General features: G+C 67.2%; 29 protein-coding genes. 3 read left to right on the forward strand and 26 right to left on the reverse strand.

Going from position 1 to position 23,461, the window contains the following annotated elements; translation table 11 throughout:
* Positions 1-1,229, forward strand: a 1,229-nt coding sequence (locus tag AC2YHA_RS15425; RefSeq protein WP_487402329.1) for a type IIL restriction-modification enzyme MmeI, incomplete at its 5' end; no start/stop codon positions are given.
* 141 nt (positions 1,230-1,370) lie between these two features.
* Positions 1,371-4,679: a DEAD/DEAH box helicase gene (locus AC2YHA_RS15430; protein WP_487402330.1), complete on the forward strand. Its 3,309-nt coding sequence runs from the start codon at positions 1,371-1,373 to the stop codon at positions 4,677-4,679.
* Between the two features lie 36 nt (positions 4,680-4,715).
* Here AC2YHA_RS15430 and guaA read toward each other — a convergent pair whose 3' ends face one another.
* From guaA to AC2YHA_RS15465, 7 genes are all read right to left on the reverse strand, one after another.
* Positions 4,716-6,272: a glutamine-hydrolyzing GMP synthase gene (guaA, locus tag AC2YHA_RS15435; RefSeq protein ID WP_487402331.1), complete on the reverse strand. Its 1,557-nt coding sequence runs from the start codon at positions 6,270-6,272 to the stop codon at positions 4,716-4,718.
* 187 nt (positions 6,273-6,459) lie between these two features.
* On the reverse strand, positions 6,460-8,598 hold the full coding sequence (locus AC2YHA_RS15440; RefSeq protein WP_487402332.1) for a prolyl oligopeptidase family serine peptidase: 2,139 nt from the start codon (positions 8,596-8,598) through the stop codon (positions 6,460-6,462).
* Between the two features lie 78 nt (positions 8,599-8,676).
* Positions 8,677-9,099, reverse strand: coding sequence for a 50S ribosomal protein L17 (gene rplQ, locus AC2YHA_RS15445; protein WP_233783893.1), 423 nt, complete (start codon positions 9,097-9,099; stop codon positions 8,677-8,679).
* A gap of 118 nt (positions 9,100-9,217) precedes the next feature.
* The gene (locus AC2YHA_RS15450) at positions 9,218-10,282 is read right to left on the reverse strand and encodes a DNA-directed RNA polymerase subunit alpha (RefSeq protein ID WP_487402333.1); all 1,065 of its coding nucleotides are present in this window, start codon (positions 10,280-10,282) and stop codon (positions 9,218-9,220) included.
* Positions 10,283-10,382: 100 nt separating this feature from the next.
* Positions 10,383-10,772, reverse strand: a complete 390-nt coding sequence (gene rpsK / locus AC2YHA_RS15455; protein ID WP_066579261.1) for a 30S ribosomal protein S11 — start codon at positions 10,770-10,772, stop codon at positions 10,383-10,385.
* Positions 10,773-10,826: 54 nt separating this feature from the next.
* Positions 10,827-11,195, reverse strand: coding sequence for a 30S ribosomal protein S13 (gene rpsM, locus AC2YHA_RS15460; protein ID WP_487402334.1), 369 nt, complete (start codon positions 11,193-11,195; stop codon positions 10,827-10,829).
* 159 nt (positions 11,196-11,354) lie between these two features.
* Complete coding sequence (locus tag AC2YHA_RS15465; RefSeq protein ID WP_487402335.1) at positions 11,355-11,588, reverse strand: hypothetical protein; 234 nt, start codon at positions 11,586-11,588, stop codon at positions 11,355-11,357.
* A gap of 177 nt (positions 11,589-11,765) precedes the next feature.
* On the opposite strand from AC2YHA_RS15465, the gene AC2YHA_RS15470 reads away from it, so the two are divergent.
* The gene (locus AC2YHA_RS15470; RefSeq protein WP_233783897.1) at positions 11,766-12,410 is read left to right on the forward strand and encodes a glutathione S-transferase family protein; all 645 of its coding nucleotides are present in this window, start codon (positions 11,766-11,768) and stop codon (positions 12,408-12,410) included.
* Between the two features lie 122 nt (positions 12,411-12,532).
* On the opposite strand, the gene AC2YHA_RS15475 is transcribed toward AC2YHA_RS15470, so the two are convergent.
* The 19 genes from AC2YHA_RS15475 to rplP form a co-directional block, all read right to left on the reverse strand.
* Positions 12,533-13,879 carry a sensor histidine kinase gene (locus AC2YHA_RS15475; protein ID WP_233783898.1) on the reverse strand — a complete coding sequence of 449 codons (1,347 nt, stop codon included), beginning with the start codon at positions 13,877-13,879 and terminating at the stop codon, positions 12,533-12,535.
* Positions 13,880-14,032: 153 nt separating this feature from the next.
* Positions 14,033-14,722 (reverse strand): winged helix-turn-helix domain-containing protein, encoded by a 690-nt coding sequence (locus tag AC2YHA_RS15480; protein ID WP_233783899.1) that lies wholly within the window; start codon positions 14,720-14,722, stop codon positions 14,033-14,035.
* Positions 14,723-14,835: 113 nt separating this feature from the next.
* Entirely contained in the window at positions 14,836-15,006 is a 171-nt protein-coding gene (locus AC2YHA_RS15485) for a hypothetical protein (RefSeq protein WP_487402336.1), read from the reverse strand.
* A gap of 125 nt (positions 15,007-15,131) precedes the next feature.
* Positions 15,132-15,680 carry an SRPBCC family protein gene (locus tag AC2YHA_RS15490; protein WP_487402337.1) on the reverse strand — a complete coding sequence of 183 codons (549 nt, stop codon included), beginning with the start codon at positions 15,678-15,680 and terminating at the stop codon, positions 15,132-15,134.
* Positions 15,681-15,825: 145 nt separating this feature from the next.
* Positions 15,826-16,479, reverse strand: coding sequence for an adenylate kinase (locus AC2YHA_RS15495; RefSeq protein WP_487402338.1), 654 nt, complete (start codon positions 16,477-16,479; stop codon positions 15,826-15,828).
* Positions 16,480-16,506: 27 nt separating this feature from the next.
* The gene (gene secY / locus AC2YHA_RS15500; RefSeq protein ID WP_487402339.1) at positions 16,507-17,871 is read right to left on the reverse strand and encodes a preprotein translocase subunit SecY; all 1,365 of its coding nucleotides are present in this window, start codon (positions 17,869-17,871) and stop codon (positions 16,507-16,509) included.
* 185 nt (positions 17,872-18,056) lie between these two features.
* Complete coding sequence (gene rplO, locus AC2YHA_RS15505) at positions 18,057-18,584, reverse strand: 50S ribosomal protein L15 (protein ID WP_233783904.1); 528 nt, start codon at positions 18,582-18,584, stop codon at positions 18,057-18,059.
* 76 nt (positions 18,585-18,660) lie between these two features.
* A complete protein-coding gene (rpmD, locus tag AC2YHA_RS15510) occupies positions 18,661-18,861 on the reverse strand; it encodes a 50S ribosomal protein L30 (protein ID WP_436813128.1) in 201 nt (66 codons plus the stop codon).
* A gap of 6 nt (positions 18,862-18,867) precedes the next feature.
* Positions 18,868-19,593 (reverse strand): 30S ribosomal protein S5, encoded by a 726-nt coding sequence (gene rpsE / locus AC2YHA_RS15515; protein ID WP_487402340.1) that lies wholly within the window; start codon positions 19,591-19,593, stop codon positions 18,868-18,870.
* 3 nt (positions 19,594-19,596) lie between these two features.
* On the reverse strand, positions 19,597-19,944 hold the full coding sequence (rplR, locus tag AC2YHA_RS15520) for a 50S ribosomal protein L18 (RefSeq protein ID WP_233783907.1): 348 nt from the start codon (positions 19,942-19,944) through the stop codon (positions 19,597-19,599).
* Positions 19,944-20,477, reverse strand: coding sequence for a 50S ribosomal protein L6 (gene rplF / locus AC2YHA_RS15525; protein WP_233783908.1), 534 nt, complete (start codon positions 20,475-20,477; stop codon positions 19,944-19,946). Before rplF ends, rplR begins: the two co-directional genes overlap by 1 nt.
* The gene (gene rpsH, locus AC2YHA_RS15530; RefSeq protein ID WP_233783909.1) at positions 20,477-20,872 is read right to left on the reverse strand and encodes a 30S ribosomal protein S8; all 396 of its coding nucleotides are present in this window, start codon (positions 20,870-20,872) and stop codon (positions 20,477-20,479) included. The genes rplF and rpsH overlap by 1 nt, the downstream gene beginning before the upstream one ends.
* Positions 20,873-20,882: 10 nt before the next feature.
* On the reverse strand, positions 20,883-21,188 hold the full coding sequence (gene rpsN / locus AC2YHA_RS15535) for a 30S ribosomal protein S14 (RefSeq protein ID WP_233783910.1): 306 nt from the start codon (positions 21,186-21,188) through the stop codon (positions 20,883-20,885).
* 20 nt (positions 21,189-21,208) lie between these two features.
* The gene (rplE, locus tag AC2YHA_RS15540) at positions 21,209-21,790 is read right to left on the reverse strand and encodes a 50S ribosomal protein L5 (protein ID WP_233783911.1); all 582 of its coding nucleotides are present in this window, start codon (positions 21,788-21,790) and stop codon (positions 21,209-21,211) included.
* Positions 21,783-22,100, reverse strand: a complete 318-nt coding sequence (gene rplX, locus AC2YHA_RS15545) for a 50S ribosomal protein L24 (protein ID WP_233783912.1) — start codon at positions 22,098-22,100, stop codon at positions 21,783-21,785. Before rplX ends, rplE begins: the two co-directional genes overlap by 8 nt.
* Positions 22,100-22,468, reverse strand: a complete 369-nt coding sequence (gene rplN / locus AC2YHA_RS15550; RefSeq protein ID WP_233783913.1) for a 50S ribosomal protein L14 — start codon at positions 22,466-22,468, stop codon at positions 22,100-22,102. The genes rplX and rplN overlap by 1 nt, the downstream gene beginning before the upstream one ends.
* A 64-nt stretch (positions 22,469-22,532) precedes the next feature.
* Positions 22,533-22,805 carry a 30S ribosomal protein S17 gene (gene rpsQ / locus AC2YHA_RS15555; RefSeq protein WP_233783914.1) on the reverse strand — a complete coding sequence of 91 codons (273 nt, stop codon included), beginning with the start codon at positions 22,803-22,805 and terminating at the stop codon, positions 22,533-22,535.
* 13 nt (positions 22,806-22,818) lie between these two features.
* Positions 22,819-23,022 carry a 50S ribosomal protein L29 gene (gene rpmC, locus AC2YHA_RS15560; RefSeq protein WP_233783915.1) on the reverse strand — a complete coding sequence of 68 codons (204 nt, stop codon included), beginning with the start codon at positions 23,020-23,022 and terminating at the stop codon, positions 22,819-22,821.
* Between the two features lie 5 nt (positions 23,023-23,027).
* Complete coding sequence (rplP, locus tag AC2YHA_RS15565) at positions 23,028-23,459, reverse strand: 50S ribosomal protein L16 (protein ID WP_233783916.1); 432 nt, start codon at positions 23,457-23,459, stop codon at positions 23,028-23,030.
* Positions 23,460-23,461 lie beyond the last annotated feature (2 nt).

Raw genomic sequence — 23,461 nt, forward strand, 5'->3', positions numbered from 1 at the left:
GCCAGCAGCCAGCAGCCAGCAGCCAGCAGCCAGCAGCCAGCAGCCAGCAGCCAGCAGCCATTCGGCTTGGCCTTTCGACCGAGACGAACGTCATCTTTCCCTATCGCAATGGCCGCGATCTCGCCGCGCGCCCGCGCGGCGTCTGGGCGATCGATCTCTACGGGCTGACCGAAGATCAAGTCCGCGAGCGTTATCCGGCAATTTATCAGCACTTACTATCGGCAGTGCGCCCGCAGCGGGAAGGCCAAGCTGCACACAGCAGGACAGCGGACGCCCGCAAATACGCTGAAGAATGGTGGCTCTTCGGGAAAACCCGTCCGGAACTTCGCAGGGCGCTTGCGCGTCTCGATCGCTACATCGTCACCGTCGAAACCGCCAAACATCGCGTCTTCCAGTTTCTTCCGATCAGTCTCCTGCCCGACAATATGCTCGTTTGCATCGCATCGGCCGATGCCTATGCCCTGGGTATTCTCTCGAGCCGCTTCCACGTCCCATGGGCGATTGGAAGCGGTGGGCGGCTCGGGATGGGCGATGATCCCCGATACAGTAAATCGCGCTGCTTCGATCCCTTCCCCTTCCCCGCCGATATACCCGAGACCATCAAGGAGCGTATCCGCATCGAAGCCGAGGCGCTCGATGCGCTGCGCAAGCGCGTGCTTGCCGAATATCCCGATCTGACCCTTACCAAGCTCTACAACGTGCTGGAGGCGCTGCGGGAAGGCCGACCGCTCACCGACGCCGAACGCGCCATTCATGACCGGGGGTTGGTAACCCTGATCCGCCAGCATCACGACACGATCGATACCGCCGTGGCAGATGCGTATGGCTGGGGCGACGAACATCGTGCCGGCACATTGGATGACGAGACGATCCTCTCCCGATTGGCAGCGCTCAACGCGGAGCGCGCCGCCGAGGAAGCGCGCGGCCTGATCCGCTATCTCCGACCTGAATTCCAGGATCCCGGCTACCGCGCGCCAATGACGGAAACGCTCGACCTGGGCGATGTGCCGGCGGCACCCGCCGGCAACGTCATCCCCTGGCCGAGCAGCCTGCCGGAGCAGATCGGTATCGTGCAGGCTGTCCTGGCGGGGGCGGCTCGACCGCTCGGACCACAGGACATCGCCCGCAATTTCAAAGGCAAGCGCCCCGCGACCATCCGCCCGCTTCTCGATGCACTTGCCGGTCTGGGCATGGCCCGGCGCTTAAGTGATGGCCGATATGCGGCATAGGTAAGAGAGCGCCGCTCAAAGGCTTCAGCTATTTCTCGGATAACTTGCCCGCTCACCATCCCACGTTGCATGAAGGAGATGAATCGAAGGGGCCATTTCGTTGAATTCCGAGTGTGAACGAGGCCGCCCGGCCGGGTCCGCATGACCACGCGCCGCCCATATGCCCAGCGAGGTATTGCGGATCTGGAGCAACTGGCCGGCGCACCGGACACCTCGCTCGCGGTCAGGCGCGCGATCCTGGCCGAACTCGACCATCGCAGGACGATGCGGGCGGCTACCCTACGCCAGGCGCTCGCCAAGCAACTCGCTGCCTCCCGGCCGCAGCCAGCCACGCCGAGACGCCCGACCACGAAGCCTGCCGCACCGGCGCCCGAGCCCGCGCCAAGGATTGTCAGGCCCGTCGAGCGCCTGCTCGGCGCGCCGAACGATCCCGTCAACATCGTGCGTGCCTGGACGGTACTCGAAGTCCTGTCTCCCGCCGCCTTCCGCAAACCGGCCGATCTCGCCGGCGGCGACATGCGGCGTATCGCCCGATTCGAGCGCGGCCTGCCCTGGGATCATGGCCCCGCCAAGGGTCCGCCCGGCAAGCGACTCTACTTCCAGATCGTGCTGGGCACCCTGCCGATGCAGCCGGCCTATGCCCAGCTGCTCGAACGCTTTTCCGACGTCCGGCCCGAACGCCCGAACGCCGGGGGTGAGACGCCGTTGGCCATTGTGACCGTCGATCGCGAAGGCCGTCCGGTCGAAGACAAATGCGCTGTGATTTCCAGCTTCGCATGGGGCTTGCCGCAGGCGCTGTCCGGCGATCCCGCAAGGCTGGGCGATTGGGCCGAGGTCGGTCCGGCCATCGAGCAGAAGCTGCGCGGCCGCCTTTGCCGCGAAGGCGCGGACGGCAAGGTGAAGCCGCTCGATCTCGCCGCGATCCGCGGGGCCTATCAATGGCTGGTCGATGACTTCGGACTGGACTTAAGCACCACGCAGCCGCCTTCGTTTGTCGTCCGCACCCCGGTACCGATGCGGCAGAACGAGCCGCCCGAGCCCCTGCTCCTCAACAGCTTCTATCTGGAAGACCTCGCCGAGGCGGGCGAGTTGCTGCGCCGGGGCACCGCCCCGGATGCGCTGAAGCGCTTCCTCGGCCTTCTGCCTCCGGGAGAACGTCGCGACCTGCTTACGGATGAGAAAGCGATCGAGGACTCAGTCGCTCCGGCGCGCTTCCCGCTCGGCCGCTGGCCCGGGCCGGGCCGACATCCGCTGGTCCTGATGCAACAGGCCGCGGTCAATCTGGCGGTCGGGCAAGGCCACGGCGAGATCCTGGCAGTCAACGGCCCGCCCGGCACCGGCAAGACAACCCTGCTGCGCGACGTGGTGGCGGGTCTGATCACCCAGCGCGCCGCCGTGATGGCGCTGTACGACGATCCCGAGAAGGCGTTCGGCAATTCGGGCGAGCGGCTCAACATGGGTGGCGCCTGGATCCATCTCTACAAGCTCGATGACCGGCTGAAGGGCTTCGAGATGCTGATCGCGTCGTCGAACAACAAGGCGGTCGAGAATGTCAGCCGCGAGCTTCCGGCACTCTCCGCGATCGCCGAAGACGCGCCGGAGCTTCGCTACTTTAAGCCGATGTCCGACGGACTGCTCGATGCCGAGAGCTGGGGCGCCATCGCGGCGGTGCTTGGCAACGCGAACAACCGCTATCAGTTCAAGGACAAGTTCTGGTGGACCGAGGACACCGGACTGTTCGGCTATTTCAAGGCGCTTGACGGCCGCCGGCCCGAGATCGACGGCCCAGATGGCAAGAAGCGGCCGCCACGCATCGTCTCGGAGCTCCGTCCGCCGGTGGAGCGCCGGTCGGCGCTCCACCGCTGGCAAAGCGCGCGCCGGCGATTCCTCGAATTGTCCAAGGACGTCGAGGCCCTCCGCGCCGCGGTTGATCTGCTCTGGCAGCGCAATCGCCTGCTACCCATGGTCGAGCGCAGATTTGCCGCGATCAAGGCACATGGCGAACAGCGGCCAGGGTGGATCGCCCGGCTGCTTCGGTTCCGATCCTATCGCGACTGGCGCGCCGCGCATCGCCCCCTCGCCGACGCCTTCAGCGAAGCGGTGCGCGCGGCGGACCGCGCCAGGGTGCTGGACCCGGGCGACAGGCGCCTGCGGTTGGCTCGGTCCCCTTGGCTCCAGTTCGGGGCGGATGCAAAGGCGGCCGACTTCCAGGCCGCCCTTCAACCCCTGCTGCACGCCCTCAGGACAGAGCTCCAAACGCGTGACGCAATGCCGGTCGACGACGGCCTGTTCGCGCGCGAAGCGGACGAAGTGCAGCAAACAGCTCCCTGGTTCACCGAAGTGGAACATCGGCAGCGCGATGCGCTGTTCATCGCGGCAATCGATCTGCATCGCGCTTTCATCGACGCCGCGGCCAAGCCCCTGCGGCACAATCTCAGCGCCGCACTGCAGGTTCTTGACGGCAAGGGTCTCGGCAGCCCCGACAAGGACGCGCTGATCCCCGATCTCTGGTCAAGCCTGTTCCTCGTCGTTCCCGCGGTGTCGACGACATTTGCCTCGGTGCACGCGATGCTCGGCCGCCTGCCGCCCGCGTCACTTGGATGGCTTCTGATCGATGAGGCCGGACAGGCAGCGCCGCAGCAGGCTGTCGGCGCGATTCTGAGGGCCAACCGGGCGATTGTCGTCGGCGACACGATCCAGGTGCCGCCGGTGGTATTGCTCCCCGAAAGGCTGACCGCCGCCATCTGCGAGGCCTTTGGGGTCGACCCGCTGCGGTTCGCGGCGCCCTCGGCTTCGGTCCAGACACTGGCAGACGATGCGAGCTCGTGGTTCGCCGAGTTCGGCACGCGGATCGGCAGCCGCACGGTTGGCGTGCCGCTGCTCGTCCATCGCCGATGCTCGGCGCCGATGTTCGAGATCGCCAACCGCGTGGCGTACGAAAATCTGATGGTGCAAGCCAAGCAGTCCAAGCCTTCGGCCATCCGCGATCTGCTCGGCCCCTCGCGCTGGCTGCATGTCGCCGGCTCCGGGGCGGACAAATGGTCCCCGGCCGAGGGCGATGTCGTCCTCCAGCTGTTCGAGCAAATCCTCGCAGCCGGTGTTGCCCCTGATCTCTATATCGTGACGCCCTTCGTCCAGGTGGCCGACGGACTTCGCCGCGTTCTCCGCGACAGCCAGGCACTGGCCGCCGCGGTTCCAGACATCGATCGCTGGGTATTCGAGCGCGTCGGTACGATCCACACTGTCCAGGGCCGCGAGGCCGAAGCGGTGATCTTCGTCCTCGGCGCCCCCAATCCGGACCAGCAAGGCGCTCGAACCTGGGCGGGACGCGAACCAAACCTCCTCAACGTGGCGGTCACACGCGCGAAGGAGGCTCTCTACGTCGTCGGCAATCGCGAGCTCTGGCGGACGGCCGGCGTCTTCGCCGACCTCGATCGCGAGATGGAATGAAAGGGTTGACGATAGCCCTCCAGAGCATGCCGTCCCCTATTCCCACTCGATCGTCCCGGGCGGCTTCGACGTATAGTCGTAGGTCACCCGGTTGATGCCCTTCACCTCGTTGACGATCCGGGTCGCCACCCGCGACAGGAAGTCGCCCGGGAACTGGTAGGCGTCGGCGGTCATGCCGTCAGTGGAGGTCACCGCGCGCAGGGCCAGCACGCTGTCGTAGGTTCGCCCGTCGCCCATCACGCCGACGCTGCGCACCGGCAGCAGCACCGCGAAGGCCTGCCAGATCGCGTCGTAGAGGCCGGCGTTGCGGATCTCCTCGAGGTAGATCGCATCGGCCTTGCGCAGGATGTCGCAACGCTCCTTGGTCACCTCGCCGGGGATGCGGATCGCGAGGCCGGGGCCGGGGAACGGATGGCGGCCGACGAACGCCTCGGGCAGGCCGAGCTCGCGGCCGAGCTCGCGGACCTCGTCCTTGAACAACTCGCGCAAGGGCTCGACCAGCTTCATGTTCATGCGCTCGGGCAGGCCGCCGACATTGTGGTGGCTCTTGATCGTCACCGAGGGGCCGCCGGTGAAGCTGACGCTTTCGATCACGTCCGGGTAGAGCGTGCCTTGCGCGAGGAAATCGGCGCCGCCGATCTTCTTCGCTTCGCCCTCGAACACGTCGATGAAGGTCTTGCCGATGAACTTGCGCTTGGCTTCGGGATCGGTGACGCCCGCGAGGCCCGACAGGAACAGCGTCTCCGCGTCCACGTGCACCAGCGGGATGTTGTAGCTGTTGCGGAACAGGCTCACCACCTGCTCGGCCTCGCCGGCGCGCATCAGGCCGTGGTCGACGAACACGCAGGTGAGCTGGTCGCCGATCGCCTCGTGGATCAGCACCGCCGCCACCGCGGAATCGACGCCGCCGGAAAGGCCGCAGATCACGCGGCCCTTGCCCACCTGCTCGCGGATCTCGGCGATCTTGGTCTGGCGGAACTCGGCCATCGTCCAGTCGCCGGCGAGGCCGCAGACGTGGCGGACGAAGTTGGCGAGCAGCTTGCCGCCGTCGGGGGTATGGACCACCTCCGGGTGGAACTGCATCGCGTAGATGCGGCGCGCGTCGTCGGCGATCACCGCGAAGGGGGCGCCGGGGCTCTGCGCCACCGGACGGAAGCCGGGGGCGAGGCTGGTCACCTTGTCGCCGTGGCTCATCCATACCTGGTGGGTCTCGCCCTCGGCCCAGAGGCCATCGAACAGCGCGCAGCCGTCGACGATCTCGATGAAGGCGCGGCCGAACTCGCCGCTGTCGCCGAGCACCACCTCGCCGCCGAGCTGGTGCGTCAGCGCCTGCTGGCCGTAGCAGATGCCGAGGATCGGCAGGCCTGCGTCGAGGATCGGCTGCGGGATGCGCGGGCTCCCTTCGTCGAGCACCGAGGCGGGGCTGCCGGAGAGGATGACACCCTTGGGCGCCATCCGCTCGAACGCGGCCTCGGCGGCGGTGAAGGGGGCGATCTCGCTGTAGACCCCGGCCTCGCGTACGCGGCGCGCGATGAGCTGGGTGACTTGGCTGCCGAAGTCGACGATCAGGATGGAATCAGAGCGGGCGTCCATGTGCGGCGGTTAAGGATGCGCGGCGCGGCTGTAAAGCGGGCAAAAATCCCCTCACCCGTCGGGAGAGGGAGGGGCCCGCCGGCGAAGCCGGTGGGAGGGTGAGGGTGACCATCGCTGGCCGCAGTCACCCTCACCCTCCCGCAGCTTCGCTGCTCCTTCCCTCTCCCAATGGGAGAGGGACTGTCGATTACTTCACCTCCAGCCCCGTCCACTTCGCCGCGAAGGCCCAGAGGTCGGCGGTCTCCTCGATGATCTTGTCGGTCGGCTTGCCGGAACCGTGGCCGGCGCGGGTCTCGATGCGGGCAAGGTGCGGCTTGGGGCCGATGTCGGCGGCCTGGAGCGCGGCAACATATTTGAAGGTGTGCCCCGGCACGACGCGGTCGTCGGTGTCGGCAGTGGTCGCCAGGATCGCCGGATAGGTCACGCCAGCGCGGATGTTGTGATAGGGCGAGTATTTGTAGAGCGTGCGGAAGTCGGCCTCCTTCGACGGATAGCCGTAGTCGTCGACCCAGTAGCGGCCGGCCGTCCAGCGATCGAAGCGCAGCATGTCCATCACGCCGACAGCGGGCAGCGCCGCCGCGAACAGGTCCGGGCGCTGGTTGACCACGGCGCCGACCAGCAGGCCGCCGTTGGAGCCGCCCTGGATCGCGAGCTTGTCCTTGGTGGTGATGCCCTGGGCGATCAGGAACTCGCCGGCGGCGATCATGTCGTCGAACACGTTCTGCTTGTTGGCGAGGCGACCGGCGTCGTGCCACGCCTTGCCGTACTCGCCGCCGCCGCGCAGGTTGGCGACCGCGAACACGCCGCCCTGCTCGACCCACGCCATCTGTTTGGGCGAGAAGGCCGGGGTCAGCGAGATGTTGAAGCCGCCATAGCCGTAGAGGATGGTCGGCGCGCCGCCCTTCAGGTCGAGACCCTTCTTGTGGAACACGAAGATCGGCACGCGGGTGCCGTCCTTCGACGTGTAGAAATGCTGGGCGACCTCATAGTCGACGGGGTTGAACGCGACCTTCGGCGCCGCCCACACATCCGCCTTCCCGCTGGCGACGTCGTAGCGGTAGATGGTCGAGGGCGTGGTGAAGCTGGTGAAGGCGAAGAAGGTCTCGGGATCGTCGGGATCGCCGCCGAAGCCGCCCGCCGAGCCGATGCCGGGCAGCGCGACCGTGCCGTCGGGCTTGCCGTCGAGCGTGTAGCGGCGGACCTCGGTCTTCACGTCGGCGAGGTAGCTCAGCATCAGCTTGCCGCCGACCAGCGAGGCGCCGTCGAGCACCGCCTTGTCCTCCGGTACCACCTCATGGAGCGGCGGGACCGCCGAGCGGGCGTAGAGATTGGTCGAGACGACGCGCAGGCGCGGCGCGTCCTTGTTGGTTGCCCAGAAGAAGTTGCCACCCTGGTTGCCGATGTAGCTCCACTCGTTCTCCAGCCCCTCGAAGATGGTGCGCGGCGTGGGATTGGGCGCGGTCAGATCGACGACCGTGATCTCGTAGCGGTTGTCGGTGCCCTCGGCAGTGGTGATGACCAGCCATTTGCCGTCGTCGGTCACCTGCGCGCTGTGGCCGTACTTGGGATGGTCTGGCGTCGCGTAGACCAGCCTGTCGGCCGACTGGAGCGTGCCGATCTTGTGGAAATAGACCTGCTGGTTCTCGTTCAGCGCCTGGAACTTGGCACCCTCCGCCGGCGCGGCGAAGCGGGAGTAATAGAAGCCGGAGCCGTCCTTCGCCCAGGAGAGGTTGGAGAATTTGACCCACTCGACCGTGTCGGCGGCGGGCTGGCCGGTGGCGACGTCGAGCACCTTGACGGTGCGCCAGTCGGTGCCGCCGTCCTGGATCGAATAGAGGACATAGCGGCCGTCCTCGCTCGGCACCCATTCGCCGAGCGCGGTGGCGCCGTCCTTCGACCATGTGTTGGGGTCGATCAGCACCCTGCCTTCGCCGTCTAGCCGATCGCGGACGTAGAGCACCGCCTGGTTCTGCAGCCCGGAATTGTGGCTGTAGAAATAGCGGCCGCCCTTCTTCACCGGCAGGCCGAAGCGCTCGTAATCGTAGAGCGCCTTCAGCCGCCGGCGGAAGACGTCACGGCCCGGGAGCGTGGCGAGATAGGCGTCGGTGACCTTGTTCTCCTCCGTCACCCACTGGCGTACCGCGGGATCGGTGCGGACGTCGTTCTCGAGCCAGCGATAGGGATCGGCGACCTTGACGCCGAACTGCTCGTCGACCTGATCGACGCGGCGCGTCTCGGGATAGTGGATGGCGGGCATGGCGTCCTGGGCTGGCGATGGAACGGAAAGGCAAAGGAGCGGCAGAGCTAGGAGCAGGGCGCGGCGCATCAAGGTCCCCAGACAAGAAAAGAAGGCCGCAGCCTATCGGCCGCGACCTTCTTCACAAGTCCGAAATTGCCGAAGGGCTTACGCCGCCTCGTCGAAGTCCTCGTCGCCCAGCACCGGACCCGAATCCTGGCCCTTGGCGGAGACGTCGCGGTCGACGAACTCGATGATCGCCATCGGCGAGGCGTCCGAGGCGCGGATGCCGGCCTTGATGATGCGGGTGTAGCCGCCGTTGCGGTCGGCGTAGCGCGCCGCGAGGACGTCGAACAGCTTGGTGAGCTGCGCGTCGTCGAGCAGGCGTGCGTGCGCGAGGCGGCGGTTGGAGAGGCCGCCCTTCTTGGCGAGCGTCACCAGCTTCTCGACATAGGGGCGAAGCTCCTTCGCCTTGGCGAGCGTGGTGGTGATCTGCTCATGCTTGATGAGCGCGGCCGCCATGTTGCGGAACAGGGCGGCGCGGTGGGCCGAGGTGCGCTGCAGCTTACGGCCGCCGACACGATGACGCATTTTTCTTTTCCTTCAGTTCGTTAACGGGCCGTCTTACGGAACCCGAGACCAGGTGACCATAAGGCCGTCACCATCGCCGTCTTCAAATCCTCCCCGAGCGAGCTCGGGGAGGAATGACTTAGCCCAGGATCTCCTGCTCCAGCTTCTTGGCCATCTCTTCGATGTTCTCAGGCGGCCAGCCGGGGATTTCCATGCCGAGGCGCAGGCCCATGCTCGAGAGCACTTCCTTGATCTCGTTCAAGGACTTGCGGCCGAAGTTCGGCGTGCGCAGCATCTCGGCCTCGGTCTTCTGGACCAGATCGCCGATGTAGATGATGTTGTCGTTCTTGAGGCAGTTGGCCGAACGCACCGACAGCTCGAGCTCGTCGACCTTCTTCAGGAGGAAACGGTTGATCGTCGCGGTGTCGCCGGCCGGCTCCGCGCCCGCCGCCGGAGCGGCGACGCCGACCGGGGCGGCACGGGTGACCGCCGAATCGTCGAAGTGGACGAACAGCGCCAGCTGGTCCTGCAGGATGCGGCCGGCATAGGCGATCGCGTCCTCCGGAGTCACCGTGCCGTCGGTCTCGACGGTCAGCGTGAGCTTGTCGTAGTCGAGCTCCTGGCCGACGCGGGTGTTCTCGACCTTGTACGAGACCTGGCGCACCGGCGAGTAGAGCGCGTCGACCGGGATCAGGCCGATCGGCGCGTCCGCCGGACGGTTCGACGCCGCGGGGACATAGCCCTTACCGGTATCGGCGGTCAGCTCCATGTTGAGCGTCGCGCCGTCGTCGAGGTGGCAGATGACGAGATCGGGGTTCATCACCTCGATGTCGCCCGACACGGCGATGTCGCCGGCCTTGACCTCGCCCGGGCCGGTCGCGGCGAGCTGGAGGCGCTTCGGCCCCTCACCCTGCATCCGGATCGCGAGCTGCTTGACGTTCAGGACGATGTCGGTCACGTCCTCGCGCACGCCGGCGAGCGACGAGAATTCGTGCAGCACGTTCTCGATCTTGATCGAGGTGACGGCGGCACCCTGGAGCGACGAGAGCAGGACGCGGCGCAGCGCATTGCCGAGCGTCAGGCCGAAGCCACGCTCGAGCGGCTCGGCGACGAAGGTCGCCTTGCGCTTGCCGTCGCCGCCCGGCTTCTTCTCGAGACCGGTCGGCTTCTTGAGTTCCTGCCAATTCTTTGCGTTGACGGACACGGGCTTCCCCTATGGTTTTGGGCGGGAGCTTCTGGCCATAAGCTCCGGCCGGTGAGGATGCCGGCGCAGCGCGATCAACCGCGCGCCGGCGACGGATGACTTAGACGCGACGACGCTTGGACGGGCGGACGCCGTTGTGCGGGATCGAGGTCACGTCGCGGATCGAGGTGATCTGGAAGCCCACCGCCTGCAGCGCGCGCAGCGCCGACTCGCGGCCCGAACCCGGACCCTTGACCTCGACCTCCAGCGTGCGGACGCCGTGCTCGGCGGCCTTGCGGCCCGCGTCCTCGGCGGCGACCTGGGCGGCGTAAGGGGTCGACTTGCGCGAGCCCTTGAAGCCCATCATACCGGCCGACGACCAGGAGATCGCATTGCCCTGCGCGTCGGTGATGGTGATCATGGTGTTGTTGAAGCTGGCGTTCACATGGGCGACGCCGGCGGTGATGTTCTTGCGTTCGCGACGGCGAAGACGCTGCGGTGCTTGTGCCATTGGAAAATCCTGACCTCGAGTAGCGGAAAGGGAGCCGCGTTCAGCGGCTCAACCTCACTTCTTTTTACCGGCGATCGGCTTGGCCTTGCCCTTGCGGGTGCGCGCATTGGTGTGCGTGCGCTGGCCGCGGACCGGCAGGCCCTTGCGGTGACGCAGGCCGCGGTAGCAGGCGAGGTCCATCAGCCGCTTGATGTTCATCGCGGTCTCACGGCGGAGGTCACCCTCCACGGTGTAGCCGGCGTCGATCGTCTCGCGGATCTGAAGGACCTCCTGGTCGGTCAGGTCCTGGACGCGGCGCTCGGGCGCGATGTTCAGCTTCTCGGTGATTTCCTTGGCCTTGGCCGGACCAATGCCGTGGATATACTGAAGCGCGATCACCACGCGCTTGTTGGTCGGGATGTTGACGCCCGCAATACGTGCCATGAAAGATGTTCTCCCAGCTCCACGGGGCCGGCATGGCTGGCTGGCCCCATCTCATCGCGTTGCCATCCGAAACGCGAAATTCCGGCGAGCGCACGAACGCGCCGCCGGGTCAACCGGTGTTTCGGAATGAGGCGCAGATAGGCGCGCGGGCGGGGCGAGTCAAGCGGGCGGTGCCGGAGCGGCGTGCAGGCCCAGCCATTTGCGCAAGGCGACGCCGGACCACACCAGCTCGACCAGCCCGAACGGCCAGGCGCCTTGGAGGAAACCATAGGCCGATCCCATGAGGCAGGCGCCGGCGAAGGCGAGCGTCCACCAGGGAGACCGCGTCTCCAGCGCATAGCAGACGAGCATGGCGGTGACGGCGGCGAGGCCGAACAGGGTGAGCAGGTCCATGACCGGGGTGATGCGCCAGCGGGCGGTCCGATGCCAAGCCGCTCAGGCGCAAGATGATCTGAACCGGCGATCTGGACAGCGATAAAAATGTCGCCGAGCGTGTCGATTTCCGGAAAGCTCGTTCGTCGCCAAGGTGAGACGCCAAAAGGGAGCGGCTCAAGCAGGGAGACGGACACGATGACGATCACCATCACAGCCTTTGAACGATCGCCCGACGGTGGGAAGGGCCTGGCGCGCGATACGCGCGTTCGCTGGGCGCTCGAGGAAGCGGGGCAGCCTTACGAGGTTCGTCTCGTGTCCTTCGCGGGGATGAAGGAACCGGCGCACCTGGCCCTCCATCCTTTTGGCCAGATCCCGACCTATGAGGAAGGCGATCTCTCGATCTTCGAGACGGGGGCGATCGTCTTCCATATCGCGGAGCGGCATGGCGGCCTCCTGCCGGAAGAACCGGATGCCCGGGCGCGCGCGATCACCTGGATGTTCGCGGCGCTCAACACCGTGGAGCCACCGATCCTGGAACTCGTGACCGCCCGAGTATTCGAGGGCGACAAGCCGTGGGCGGGGGAGCGCCTGCCGTTGGTGATGGATCGAGTCCGCGCCCGGCTGGACAAGCTTTCGGCTCGCCTGGGTTCCGCCGATTGGCTCGACGGCACGTTCAGCGCGGGCGACCTCCTGATGGTGTCGGTCCTGCTCCGGCTGAGAATGTCGGGAATCCTGGACGAATATGCCAATCTGGCTGCCTATGTCGCCCGCGGCGAAGCACGCCCGGCCTATCAGCGCGCTTTCGACGCGCAGCTGGCGGTCAACGCGCCATCGCTTTGAACCGACGTCATTCCCGCGTAGGCGGGAATCCATTCCGGCTGGCCGAGATGAGACTCTTCAGCTTCAGCGACATGGGTTTCCGCCTTCGCGGGAATGACGATTCAATCTGTGACGGACAGACTCTAGCCCCTCGGCAGCACGATCGCGGCGATCAGGCCGGGTCCGTTGTCGCCGAGGTCGAGTCGGCCGCCGTGAAGCCTCGCCACCGCCTCGACCAGCGCGAGGCCGAGGCCGGCGCCGGGCTTGCTGCGGGCGGGGTCGAGACGGCCGAAGCGGCGGCGGGCCTCGGCCTGCTGTTCGGCGGGGATGCCGGGGCCGCGATCCTCGACCTGGAAACGGATCTCCCCCTCCCCCGCCGTCAGCCTCAGCACGATCTCGCCGCTATCGCCGGCATGGCGCAGCGCGTTGTCGACGAGATTCGCCAGTGCCTGCGACAGCAGCTCGCGATGGAGCGGCATCGGCGACGGATCGGCGTCGAGCGCGAGGTGAAGCGTCACGCCATCCTCCTCCGCCAACGGCTCGTAGAGCTCGGCGAGCGCAGTGAGCAGCTCGGCGGGAGCGGCCTCGGCGAAGCTGGTGCGGGTGGCGGCTTCGGAGCGGCTGATCTCCAGCAGCACGGCGAGCATCCGCGTCACGATCTCGGTCTCGGTGACGAGGCCGGCGAGTGCGGCGTCGCGCTGGGCCGGGTCCTCCGCGGCGAGGGCAGCCTCGGCGCGGGCGCGCAGGCGCGCGATCGGGGAGCGCAGGTCGTGGGCGACGCTGTCGGTGACGATGCGCAGCTCGCCCATCAGCCGCTCGATCTTGTCGAGCATCGCGTTGACCCGCCCGCCGAGGCGATCGAAGGCGTCGCCCCGCCCCTCCGCCACCACGACCCGCCGGGCAAGGTCGCCGGCCGCGACGGCATCGGCGGTAGTCGCGACGGCGTCGATGCGCCGCGTGACGTAACGGGTCAGCACCAGGCCGCCGGCGATGCCGAGCAGGAAGGAGAACAGCATCGACAGGAACAGCGCGCGCTCGATGGTGCGTTGGGCGGTCTCCCAATCGTCGAGCTGGCGGCCGCTCACCAGCCAGCCGGCGCCGATGCGGCGGGCGATGAAGCCGGCCTCCCGCTGCGACCAGGGGCCGTCGGCGGCGAGGCGCTCGATGCGGAAGGCGGGGTCGGTCAGCGTGATGTCGAAGCGGTCGGGGCCGGCGCCGGCGAGCCGGGTGCCCCTGCGGTCGACGATCGCGGCGACGAGCGAGCCGTCGTCGGCGGCGCGGGCCTGCTCGATCGCGACGCGAAGCGCGGCCTCGCCGGCGCGGCGCTCAACGGCGGCAAGCGATTCCGACTGCTCGACGGTGTCGCGGCGCAGCTCCTCGATCGCGTCGTCGTGGGTGGCGTGCCAGAGGAAGGCGACCGGGACGAGCCCCGACACCAGCGCCAGCAGGATCGCCGCGAGCGCCATGCGGGCGGTGGTGGAGAGTCTCATCTCCAGCTTCCTGCGCGGCTTTGCTGTGACAGTGTCATCCCTACTCCGTCACCCCGGCCTTGGGCCGGGGTCCACCGTGCCGCTTATCCTATGGCCTGTCAGCTTGCTGCACCGTGGATGCCGGAACAAGTCCGGCATGACGAGTGTGGACGATCAGGCGGCAGCGAGCTTGTACCCAGCGCCCCGTACCGTGTGGAGGAGCGGCGTCGGGAAGCCCTCGTCGATCTTGCGGCGGAGGCGCGCGATGTGGACGTCGACGACGTTCGATCCGGGATCGAAGTGATAGTTCCAGATCTTCTCGAGCATCATCGTGCGCGTCACCACCTGGCCGGCGTTGCGGGCGAGGTACTCGAGCAGGCTGAACTCGCGCGCGCCGAGCGGGATCGCGCGGCCGGCGCGGGTGACGGTGCGGGCGAGCAGGTCGATCTCAAGGTCGCCGACGCTGAGCCGTGCCGTCTGGGCGCCGGCGCTGCGGGCATCGGCGCGGCGCAGCAGCGCCTCGACGCGGGCAAGCAGCTCGGCGAAGGAAAAGGGCTTGGTGAGATAGTCGTCGGCGCCGGCCTTGAGACCGCCGACGCGGTCGTCGACCGATCCCAGCGCGGACAGCACCAGCGCGGGCGCGGTGATGCCGGCGGCGCGGGCGGCGCCGATCATCGCGAGACCGTCGAAGCCCGGGAGCATCCGGTCGACCACCAGCACGTCGAACGTGCCTTCGCTGGCGAGGAACAAGCCGTCGCGCGCGTCGTTCGCGACCTCGACCGCATAGCCGGCCTCGCCAAGTCCCTTGGCGAGATAGGCGGCGGTGGAGGCGTCGTCCTCGACGACCAGGATCTTGCGCGTCATCCGACGCTGGATAGCACCGCTGTCCACCGCAGCGGAAGCGGCCGGCGAGAGGGGAGTCTCTCCGCCGGCCGCGCCCCCTCGGGGAGCAGGGGCCTCCCCGAGGGAACCCATGATTACTGCGCCTTGGTCTGAGCCGGAGCGGTCGTGGTCGTCGTGGTCTTGGTCTTGGCCTTCTTCACGACATGGTGGTGCTTGGCCGGGGCCGGCGCGGCCTTCTTCGCCTCGGCGAGCGAGGGGGCGGCGATCAGCGCAAGGACGGCAGTCGACAGCAGCAGGCGGGTCATGGCGATTTCTCCTTCAACTCTCCGGCCCGGCAGGGGCCGCCGGGTCGAGGGAAGGACTAGCCCCCCTCACCTCACGGCGAGGTGACGGGGAGATGAAAATCGCGTCATGTTCGACAGCGGCGCGGCTATTTCTTGGTTTTGGTCGGCTCGGGCGCAGGCGGCGTCTCGGCGGCGGCCTTGAGGCGGGCGAGCTGAGTGCCGAGCACCTTGTCGACCAGCGGCGCCAGCGTCTCGCCGCCCTGGCGCATGTAGCCGCCGACGACATAGGTGAGCGTAACCTTGGTCGCGTTGGCGCCCTCGCCGTCGAGCTTGAAGCTGAGCGTCGCCGCCACCGCCTCCGCCTGGAGCGGGCCGAGCGCGCCAACCATACGGATCATGCGGCCGGGGGCGACGTAGACGATATGGGCGTGCTCGATGCTGCCCTTGTCGGGCAATCGCTCGCAGAAGCAGCCGGTCGCCTGTGCGTCCATGTAGAGATTGGCGCTGTCGCCGGAATAGGTGTGCTCCGGATCCCACCATTTCTGCGGCGCGCGCAGGGTCTCCCAGGCGGTGGCGATCGGGGCATCGATGGTGAGCGTGTGCTCGACGACGAAGCTGGCGGGGGCGGAGGCGGTGACCTCCGCCGCGGCGGGCGTGGCGGCGAGCAGGGCCGCCAGTGCGAACAGGTGCTTCATCGATCCCCTCCCATTTGAGAGGAACAGAGTAGCCCGCCCTACATACAACGTCACCCCGGACTTGGTCCGGGGTCCACTGTACCACCGGCTTCATGGCCTGTTGACGCGTGGATGCCGGAACAAGTCCGGCATGACGGCTAGTTGTTCAGGCTTTCCCGTCCAGGATCGCCTCGATCGCCTCGGTCACATGGGCGATGTCGGCCATGCCGTCGACGCGGCTGACGATCCCGCGTGCCTCGTAGATCGGCAGGATCGGCGCGGTCTTGGCGCGGTACTCGGCCATGCGGGTGCGGACCGTTTCGGCATTGTCGTCGGGGCGGCGCTTGAACTCGTGGTGGCCGCAGACGTCGCAGGTGCCGGGGACCTTCGGCTGCTTGAACTTGTCGTGGTAGCCCTCGCCGCAATTGGCGCAGGTGAAGCGGCCGGTGATGCGCTCGACCAGCGCGTCCTCGTCGACGGTCAGCTCGATGACATGGTCGAGCTTACGGCCGCGCTCGGCGAGCAGTTCGTCCAGCGACTCGGCCTGGGCGGCGGTGCGGGGATAGCCGTCGAAGATCGCGCCCTTCGCCGTATCCGGCATGTCGAGCCGCTCGCCGATGATGCCCGAGACGATCTCGTCGGAGACGAGCTCGCCGGCCTCCATCACCGCCTTGGCCTTGACGCCTGTCGGCGTGCCGGCCTTGACCGCGGCGCGCAGCATGTCGCCGGTCGAGAGCTGGACCATGCCGCGATCGGCCTCGAGGCGGCTCGCCTGGGTCCCCTTGCCCGCCCCCGGCGGTCCCAGCAGGATGATGTTCAACGCTGTCTCCCTGGATAGGCGCTGCGTTTAGCGCAGTCGGCCGCCCTTCAGCTTCGCCTTCTTGATGAGGTCGCCATATTGGTGCGCCAGCAGGTGCGACTGGATCTGCGTCACCGTGTCCATCGTCACGTTGACGACGATCAGCAGGCTGGTGCCGCCGAGATAGAAGGGAATCGACAGCGCCGACACCAGATACTCGGGCAGCAGGCAGATCACCGCGAGATAGGCCGCGCCGATCACGGTGATGCGGGTCAACACGTAATCGAAATAGGCTTCGGTGTTCTTGCCCGGGCGGATGCCGGGGATGAAGCCGCCGTAGCGCTTGAGATTGTCGGCCGTCTCTTCGGGATTGAAGACAACCGCGGTGTAGAAGAACGAGAAGAAGACGATGCCGAGCCCGTACAGCACCATGTAGATCGGGCTGCCGTGCTGGAGATACTGGTTCAGCGTGATCACGAAGTCGCCGAGGCGGCTCTCGCCCGCAGCGTGCTGGCCGGCGAACTGGGTGATCGTCAGCGGCAGCAGCAGCAGCGACGAGGCGAAGATCGGCGGGATCACGCCGGCGGTGTTGAGCTTGAGCGGCAGGTGGCTGCGCTCGGCCTGGACGCCGCGCTGCGTCTGGCGCTTGGGATACTGGATCAGAATGCGGCGCTGGGCGCGCTCCATGAAGCAGATGAACAGCACCAGGCCGACCACCGCGACGATGATGCCGACCAGCTTGAAGGTATCGATCGTGCCGGTGCGGCCGCCCTCGAACAGCTGGACGAGGGTGGTCGGGAGGTGCGCGACGATGCCGGCCATGATGATGAGGCTGATGCCGTTGCCGATGCCGCGACTGGTGATCTGCTCGCCCAGCCACATCAGGAACATGGTGCCGCCGATCAGCGAGATCACCGCGGCGATGCGGAACAGCATGCCCGGCGCGATCACCGCCTGCACGCCCTGGCTGGCGCCGAACGCCTCCAGGCCCACCGCGATGAAATAGCCCTGCACCGCCGTCAGCGCGACGGTGCCATAGCGGGTGTACTGGTTGAGCTTCTTGCGGCCGCTCTCGCCTTCCTTCTTGATCGCGGCGAGCGTCGGCGACAGCGAGGTCGCGAGCTGCACGACGATCGAGGCGGTGATGTAGGGCATCACGCCGAGCGCGACCAGGCTCATGCGGGTGAGAGCGCCGCCCGAGAAGGTGTTGAAGAAGTCGAGCACGCCGCCCTGGGTCTGCTGGCTGAGCAGGCCGAGCGCGGTCGGGTCGATGCCCGGCAGCGGGACGTAGCTCAGCATGCGGAACACGATCAGCGCGCCGAGCGTGAACCACAGGCGCTTCTTGAGATCGGTCGCCTGGCTGAACTTGGCCAGGTTGATGCTGCTGGCGAGGCTGTCGGCTGCGGATGCCATCGTGTCTGCGGTCCTGGAAACTGAAACGGCGACGAGCGCGAAACCCGCCCGCCGCCGCTCATATAGTCACGCTTGGAAGGTTGTCTAACCTCTCAAGCTCCATTGCTTCCCCGGCGAAGGCCGGGGCCCAGTTGCGAGCGGCCCGAAGCTGGGCCCCGGCCTTCGCCGGGGAAGCGATATAACGCTTACTTCGCCGCCCGCTTCTTGCCGGCGCGGCCGGTGTTCTTCTTGGCGGCGGCCTTCTCGGCGGCGGGGACGATCTCGGGGATCGTCACCGTGCCGCCGGCCTTCTCGACCGCCTCGCGCGCCGACTTGGACGCGCCGGCGACGGTGAAGTTCAGCTTGGCCTTGAGCTCGCCCTTGCCGAGCAGACGGACGCCGTCCTTGCCGCCGCGGGTCAGGCCCGCCGCATTGAGCGCGGCCTGGTCGATGTCGGTGCCGGTCAGCTTGCCGTTATCGACCGCCTTCTGGATCGCGCCCAGGTTCACCTCGGCATAGTCCTTGGCAAAGATGTTGTTGAAGCCGCGCTTCGGCAGGCGCATGTGGAGCGGCATCTGGCCGCCCTCGAAGCCCTTGATCGAGACGCCCTCGCGGCTCTTCTGGCCCTTCTGGCCGCGGCCGGCGGTCTTGCCCAGGCCCGAGCCGATGCCGCGGCCGACGCGCACGCGGCCCTGACGGGCGCCCTTGTTGTCACGGAGATCGTTGAGTTTCATGTCTGTGCACTCGCTTTCGCTTTTGTCGCGCTGAAAAAACTAAAGCCCCTCCCCTGAAGGGGAGGGGTTTAGGAGGTTAACCCTCCACGCTCACCATATGCTGCACCTTGCGGATCATGCCGCGGACCTCGGGAGTGTCCTTGAGCTCGACCGTCTTGTGCATCTTGTTGAGGCCCAGACCGATCAGCGTCGCGCGCTGATCCTTGGTCCGGCGGATCGGCGAGCCGGTCTGGGTGATCTTCACCGTGCCGGCCGCGGCTTCCTTCTTCGCTGCCATCTCAGATTACTCCGCGATCGCGGCCGCATCCGCCTCGGCGGTCTGCGAACCACCGCGGCCGAGCAGGTCGGCGATCTTCTTGCCGCGGCGCTGCGCGACGCTCTTGGGCGAGGTCTGCTCGCCGAGCGCCTCGAAGGTCGCGCGGATCATGTTGTACGGGTTCGACGTGCCGATCGACTTGGTCACCACGTCCGCCACGCCCAGGCTCTCGAAGACGGCGCGCATCGGGCCGCCCGCGATGATGCCGGTACCGGCCGGAGCCGAACGGACGTAGACGCGACCCGCGCCGAAGTGGCCGCGGCCGTCATGGTGCAGCGTGCGACCTTCCTTGAGCGGCACACGAACCATCTTCTTCTTGGCCGAAGCGGTCGCCTTCGAGATCGCCTCGGGCACCTCGCGCGCCTTGCCGTGGCCGAAGCCCACGCGGCCCTTGCCGTCGCCGACGACGACCAGTGCCGCGAAGCCGAAGCGCTTGCCGCCCTTCACCGTCTTGGAGACGCGGTTGATGTGGACGAGCTTCTCGATCAGCTCCTCGCCACCGTCCTCGCCGCTGCCGCGACGATCGTCGCGCCGGCCACGGCCGCCGTCGCGGCCGCCACGGCCGCCACGGTCACCGCCGCCACGGTCACCGCCGCCACGGCCACGGCCGCCACGGGGACCGCGACCGCCCTCGGGAGCGGGGGCACCGGCCTCGACGGGCGCGCCCTCGACCTGGGTGTTCTCGTCAGCCATGCCTTAGAACTCCAATCCATTCTCGCGCGCGGCTTCCGCCAGCGCCTTGACGCGACCGTGGAACAGGAAGCCGCCACGGTCGAACACGACCTGGGTGACGCCTGCCTTCTTGGCCGCCTCGGCGACCTTCGCGCCGACGGCCTTGGCCGCCTCGATGGTCGCGCCGGTCTTGTCGGCGCCGAGCGTCGACGCCGCCGCGATCGTCTTGCCCTCGGCATCGTCGATGACCTGGGCGTAGATGTGCTTGCCCGAGCGATGCACCGACAGCCGCGGACGGCCGCCGCCACGCGCGCGGAGCGCGGTGCGGTTGCGGCGACGCCGCTTCTCGAAGAGAGAGAGACCCTTGGTCATTACTTCTTCTTCCCTTCCTTGCGGAAGATATACTCGCCCGCGTACTTGATGCCCTTGCCCTTGTACGGCTCCGGCTTGCGCCAGCGACGCACTTCGGCGGCGAACTGGCCGACCTTCTGCTTGTCGCTGCCCGAGATCTCGACCGTGGTCTGATCCGGGGTCTTGACCTCGAGCCCTTCCGGCACGTCGAGATCGACGTCGTGGCTGTAGCCGAGCTGAAGCTTGAGCTTCTTGCCCTGCGCGTTGGCGCGATAGCCGACGCCGGTGATCTCGAGGCGCTTCGAGAAGCCCTCGGTCACGCCGGTCACCAGGTTCTGCACCAGCGTGCGCTGCATGCCCCAGAAGGCGCGCGCCTGCTTGGTGTCGTTCGCCGGCTTGACGACGATCCCGTCGCTTTCGACCGTGTAGCTGATCTCGTCACGCAGCTGGAGCGAAAGCGTACCCTTCGGCCCCTTCACGTTGAGCTGGCCACCCTCGATCGTGGCGGTGACGCCCGCCGGGACCGAAACCGGCCTCTTGCCGATGCGGCTCATCAGAACACCTCCGCCAGCACTTCGCCGCCGACGTTCTGCTCGCGCGCTTCCGCGTCGGAGAGCACGCCCTTCGGCGTCGAGACGATGGTGATGCCCAGGCCGTTGCGCACGCGCGGAAGCTCCTGCGAGCCCGAATAGACGCGGCGGCCCGGCTTCGAGACACGCGCGACGTGCTTGATCGCCGGCTGGCCCTCGAAATACTTGAGCTCGATGCGGATGCCCGCGGCGGGGCCCATCTGCTCGTCGCTGTAGCCGCGGATATAGCCCTCGCGCTGGAGCACGTCGAGCACGCGGGCGCGCAGCTTCGACGCCGGCGTCAGGACGGAGTCCTTGCGCGCGCGCTGGCCGTTGCGGATGCGGGTGAGCATGTCACCCAGGGGATCGGTCACTGCCATCTTTTTACCCTTACCAGCTCGACTTGGTGATGCCGGGGATCAGGCCCTTGTTGGCCAGATCGCGCAGCATGACGCGGGCGAGACGGAACTTGCGGTAATAGCCGCGCGGACGGCCGGTGAGTTCGCAGCGGTTGCGGATGCGCGTCGGGTTCCCGTTCCTCGGGATCTCCGCCATCTTGAGCCGCGCGATGAGGCGCTCGGTCTCGCCGAGGCTCTCGTCGTTCGCCTGCGCCTTCAGCTTCGCATAACGGCCGGCGTACTTCTTCACCAGCTTCTTGCGACGCTCGTTCTTGTTGATCGAACTCAGTTTCGCCATGGACTTAAGCTCTCTTTCTCTTACGCAGCCTGGGCCTGCTCACCGGTCATGCCGATGAACGGGAAGCCGAACAGGCGCAGCAGCTCGCGAGCCTCTTCGTCGGTCTTCGCGGTGGTGGTGACGATGATGTCCATGCCGCGGACCTTGTCGATCCGGTCATAGTTGATCTCCGGGAACACCAGCTGCTCCTTGAGACCCATCGCATAATTGCCCCGGCCGTCGAACGACTTGGGATTGAGGCCGCGGAAGTCGCGGACGCGGGGAAGCGCGATCGTGACGAGGCGGTCGAGGAACTCGTACATGCGCTCGCGGCGGAGGGTGACCTTCGCGCCGATCGGCATGCCCTCGCGCAGCTTGAACTGCGCGATCGACTTCTTCGCGCGCGTCACGACGGGCTTCTGACCGGCGATCAGCTCCATCTCGGACGCTGCCTGCTCGACCTTCTTCTTGTCCTGCGTCGCCTCGCCCACGCCCATGTTGAGCACGATCTTCTCGATCCTGGGCACTTCCATCACATTCTTGTAGCCGAACTTCTCCGTCATCGCCTTGGCGATGCGGTCGTCGTACAGCTTACGCATGCGCGGGGTGTAGTTGTCAGCCATTGATGACCTCCCCGGTCTTGACGGCCACGCGGACCTTCTTGCCGTCCTTCACCTCGAAGCGGACGCGCGTCGGCTTGCCGTCCTTGGTCACATGCGCGACCTTGGAGACGTGGAGCGGCGCTTCCGAACGCTCGAGGCCGCCCTGCGGGTTGGCCTGCGAGGGCTTGCGGTGACGCACGGCGACGTTGACGCCCGACACGACGACCTTGCCGTCCTTCGGCAGCGACTTGACGACCTCGCCGGTCTTGCCCTTGTCCTTGCCGGACAGGACGATGACCTGGTCGCCCTTCTTGATCTTGGCAGCAGCCATCACAGCACCTCGGGCGCGAGCGAAATGATCTTCATATAGCCCTTCGAGCGCAGCTCGCGGACCACCGGGCCGAAGATACGGGTGCCGATCGGCTCCTCGTTCTTGTTCACCAGGACGGCGGCGTTGCCGTCGAAGCGGATCACCGAGCCGTCGGCGCGGCGGATGTCCTTCGACGTGCGAACGATCACCGCGCGGTGGACGTCGCCCTTCTTGACGCGACCCCTCGGCACCGCCTCCTTGACGCTGACGACGATGACGTCGCCCACGCCGGCGGTGCGGCGCTTCGAGCCGCCCAGCACCTTGATGCACTGCACCCGCTTCGCGCCGCTGTTGTCAGCGACGTCGAGATTGGACTGCATCTGGATCATCGATCCGGTTCCTTCTCAACTGCGCCCGATTCCGACCGGGACGCGCCTTCGTTCCAATGCGGACTTAAGCGTCCGCCGCGATCATCTCGGGCGTCGTGTGGGTGTTGACCCGCTCGATCACCTTCCAGGTCTTCTGCTTGGAGATCGGGGCGGTCTCTTCGATCCGCACCGTCTCGCCGGCCTTGAACTCGTTCGCCTCGTCATGGGCGTGATACTTCTTCGAGCGGCGGATGATCTTGCCGTAGAGCGGGTGCTTCACCTTGCGCTCGACGTTCACCACCACCGTCTTGTCGGCCTTGTCCGACACGATCACCCCGGTCAGCACGCGCTTCGGCATGTCTCGGGACTCCTTACTTGGCAGCCGAGCGCGAGCGCTCGGACTGCAGCGTCTTGATACGGGCGATGTCGCGACGGACCTCGCGCACGCGGCTCGGCTTCTCGAGCTGGCTGGTCGCCGCCTGGAAGCGGAGGTTGAACGCCTCGCGCTTGAGGTTGCCCAGCTCCTCGGTGAGCTGATCGTCGGTCTTCGCCCGAAGATCGGTTGCCTTGGTCATCTCTATCAACCCTCCAGGTGCGACGTGTCGCCGAGACGCGCCACGACCTTGGTCTTGATCGGCAGCTTCATCGCCGCACGCTCGAACGCTTCCGCCGCGAGCGGGCCGGGCACGCCGTCCAGCTCGAACAGGATGCGGCCCGGCTTGACGCGCGCCGCCCAGAATTCCGGCGCGCCCTTGCCCGAGCCCATGCGGACCTCGGCCGGCTTCGACGACACCGCGACGTCCGGGAAGATGCGGATCCACAACCGCCCCTGACGCTTGATGTGACGCGTGATCGCGCGGCGGGCCGCCTCGATCTGGCGCGCGGTGATCCGCTCCGGCTCCATCGCCTTCAGCCCATAGGAGCCGAAGTTCAGCGCGGTGCCGCCCTTGGCGTCGCCATGGATGCGGCCCTTGAACTGCTTGCGGAACTTGGTCTTCTTCGGTTGCAGCATGG

Source organism: Sphingomonas sp. SRI_018 (genome assembly GCF_057586275.1).

What these genes read in the sequence shown, in the direction of transcription:
- AC2YHA_RS15465 (WP_487402335.1), bottom strand. Translation starts at nt 11,588, where the DNA reads ATGGACCTGCTCACCCTGTTCGGCCTCGCCGCCGTCACCGCCATGCTC.
- rpmC (WP_233783915.1), bottom strand. Translation starts at nt 23,022, where the DNA reads ATGACCAAGGCAACCGATCTTCGGGCGAAGACCGACGATCAGCTCACC.
- AC2YHA_RS15470 (WP_233783897.1), top strand. Translation starts at nt 11,766, where the DNA reads ATGACGATCACCATCACAGCCTTTGAACGATCGCCCGACGGTGGGAAG.
- rpsH (WP_233783909.1), bottom strand. Translation starts at nt 20,872, where the DNA reads ATGGCAGTGACCGATCCCCTGGGTGACATGCTCACCCGCATCCGCAAC.
- rplO (WP_233783904.1), bottom strand. Translation starts at nt 18,584, where the DNA reads ATGAAACTCAACGATCTCCGTGACAACAAGGGCGCCCGTCAGGGCCGC.
- AC2YHA_RS15475 (WP_233783898.1), bottom strand. Translation starts at nt 13,879, where the DNA reads ATGAGACTCTCCACCACCGCCCGCATGGCGCTCGCGGCGATCCTGCTG.
- rplX (WP_233783912.1), bottom strand. Translation starts at nt 22,100, where the DNA reads ATGGCTGCTGCCAAGATCAAGAAGGGCGACCAGGTCATCGTCCTGTCC.
- rpsM (WP_487402334.1), bottom strand. Translation starts at nt 11,195, where the DNA reads ATGGCACGTATTGCGGGCGTCAACATCCCGACCAACAAGCGCGTGGTG.
- rplN (WP_233783913.1), bottom strand. Translation starts at nt 22,468, where the DNA reads ATGATCCAGATGCAGTCCAATCTCGACGTCGCTGACAACAGCGGCGCG.
- rplF (WP_233783908.1), bottom strand. Translation starts at nt 20,477, where the DNA reads ATGAGCCGCATCGGCAAGAGGCCGGTTTCGGTCCCGGCGGGCGTCACC.
- rpsQ (WP_233783914.1), bottom strand. Translation starts at nt 22,805, where the DNA reads ATGCCGAAGCGCGTGCTGACCGGGGTGATCGTGTCGGACAAGGCCGAC.
- rplQ (WP_233783893.1), bottom strand. Translation starts at nt 9,099, where the DNA reads ATGCGTCATCGTGTCGGCGGCCGTAAGCTGCAGCGCACCTCGGCCCAC.
- rpsK (WP_066579261.1), bottom strand. Translation starts at nt 10,772, where the DNA reads ATGGCACAAGCACCGCAGCGTCTTCGCCGTCGCGAACGCAAGAACATC.
- rpsN (WP_233783910.1), bottom strand. Translation starts at nt 21,188, where the DNA reads ATGGCGAAACTGAGTTCGATCAACAAGAACGAGCGTCGCAAGAAGCTG.
- secY (WP_487402339.1), bottom strand. Translation starts at nt 17,871, where the DNA reads ATGGCATCCGCAGCCGACAGCCTCGCCAGCAGCATCAACCTGGCCAAG.
- AC2YHA_RS15480 (WP_233783899.1), bottom strand. Translation starts at nt 14,722, where the DNA reads ATGACGCGCAAGATCCTGGTCGTCGAGGACGACGCCTCCACCGCCGCC.
- rpmD (WP_436813128.1), bottom strand. Translation starts at nt 18,861, where the DNA reads ATGGCAGCGAAGAAGGAAGCCGCGGCCGGCACGGTGAAGATCACCCAG.
- rplE (WP_233783911.1), bottom strand. Translation starts at nt 21,790, where the DNA reads ATGGCTGACAACTACACCCCGCGCATGCGTAAGCTGTACGACGACCGC.
- AC2YHA_RS15430 (WP_487402330.1), top strand. Translation starts at nt 1,371, where the DNA reads ATGACCACGCGCCGCCCATATGCCCAGCGAGGTATTGCGGATCTGGAG.
- rpsE (WP_487402340.1), bottom strand. Translation starts at nt 19,593, where the DNA reads ATGGCTGACGAGAACACCCAGGTCGAGGGCGCGCCCGTCGAGGCCGGT.
- rplP (WP_233783916.1), bottom strand. Translation starts at nt 23,459, where the DNA reads ATGCTGCAACCGAAGAAGACCAAGTTCCGCAAGCAGTTCAAGGGCCGC.
- guaA (WP_487402331.1), bottom strand. Translation starts at nt 6,272, where the DNA reads ATGGACGCCCGCTCTGATTCCATCCTGATCGTCGACTTCGGCAGCCAA.
- AC2YHA_RS15485 (WP_487402336.1), bottom strand. Translation starts at nt 15,006, where the DNA reads ATGACCCGCCTGCTGCTGTCGACTGCCGTCCTTGCGCTGATCGCCGCC.
- AC2YHA_RS15440 (WP_487402332.1), bottom strand. Translation starts at nt 8,598, where the DNA reads ATGCGCCGCGCCCTGCTCCTAGCTCTGCCGCTCCTTTGCCTTTCCGTT.
- AC2YHA_RS15490 (WP_487402337.1), bottom strand. Translation starts at nt 15,680, where the DNA reads ATGAAGCACCTGTTCGCACTGGCGGCCCTGCTCGCCGCCACGCCCGCC.
- rplR (WP_233783907.1), bottom strand. Translation starts at nt 19,944, where the DNA reads ATGACCAAGGGTCTCTCTCTCTTCGAGAAGCGGCGTCGCCGCAACCGC.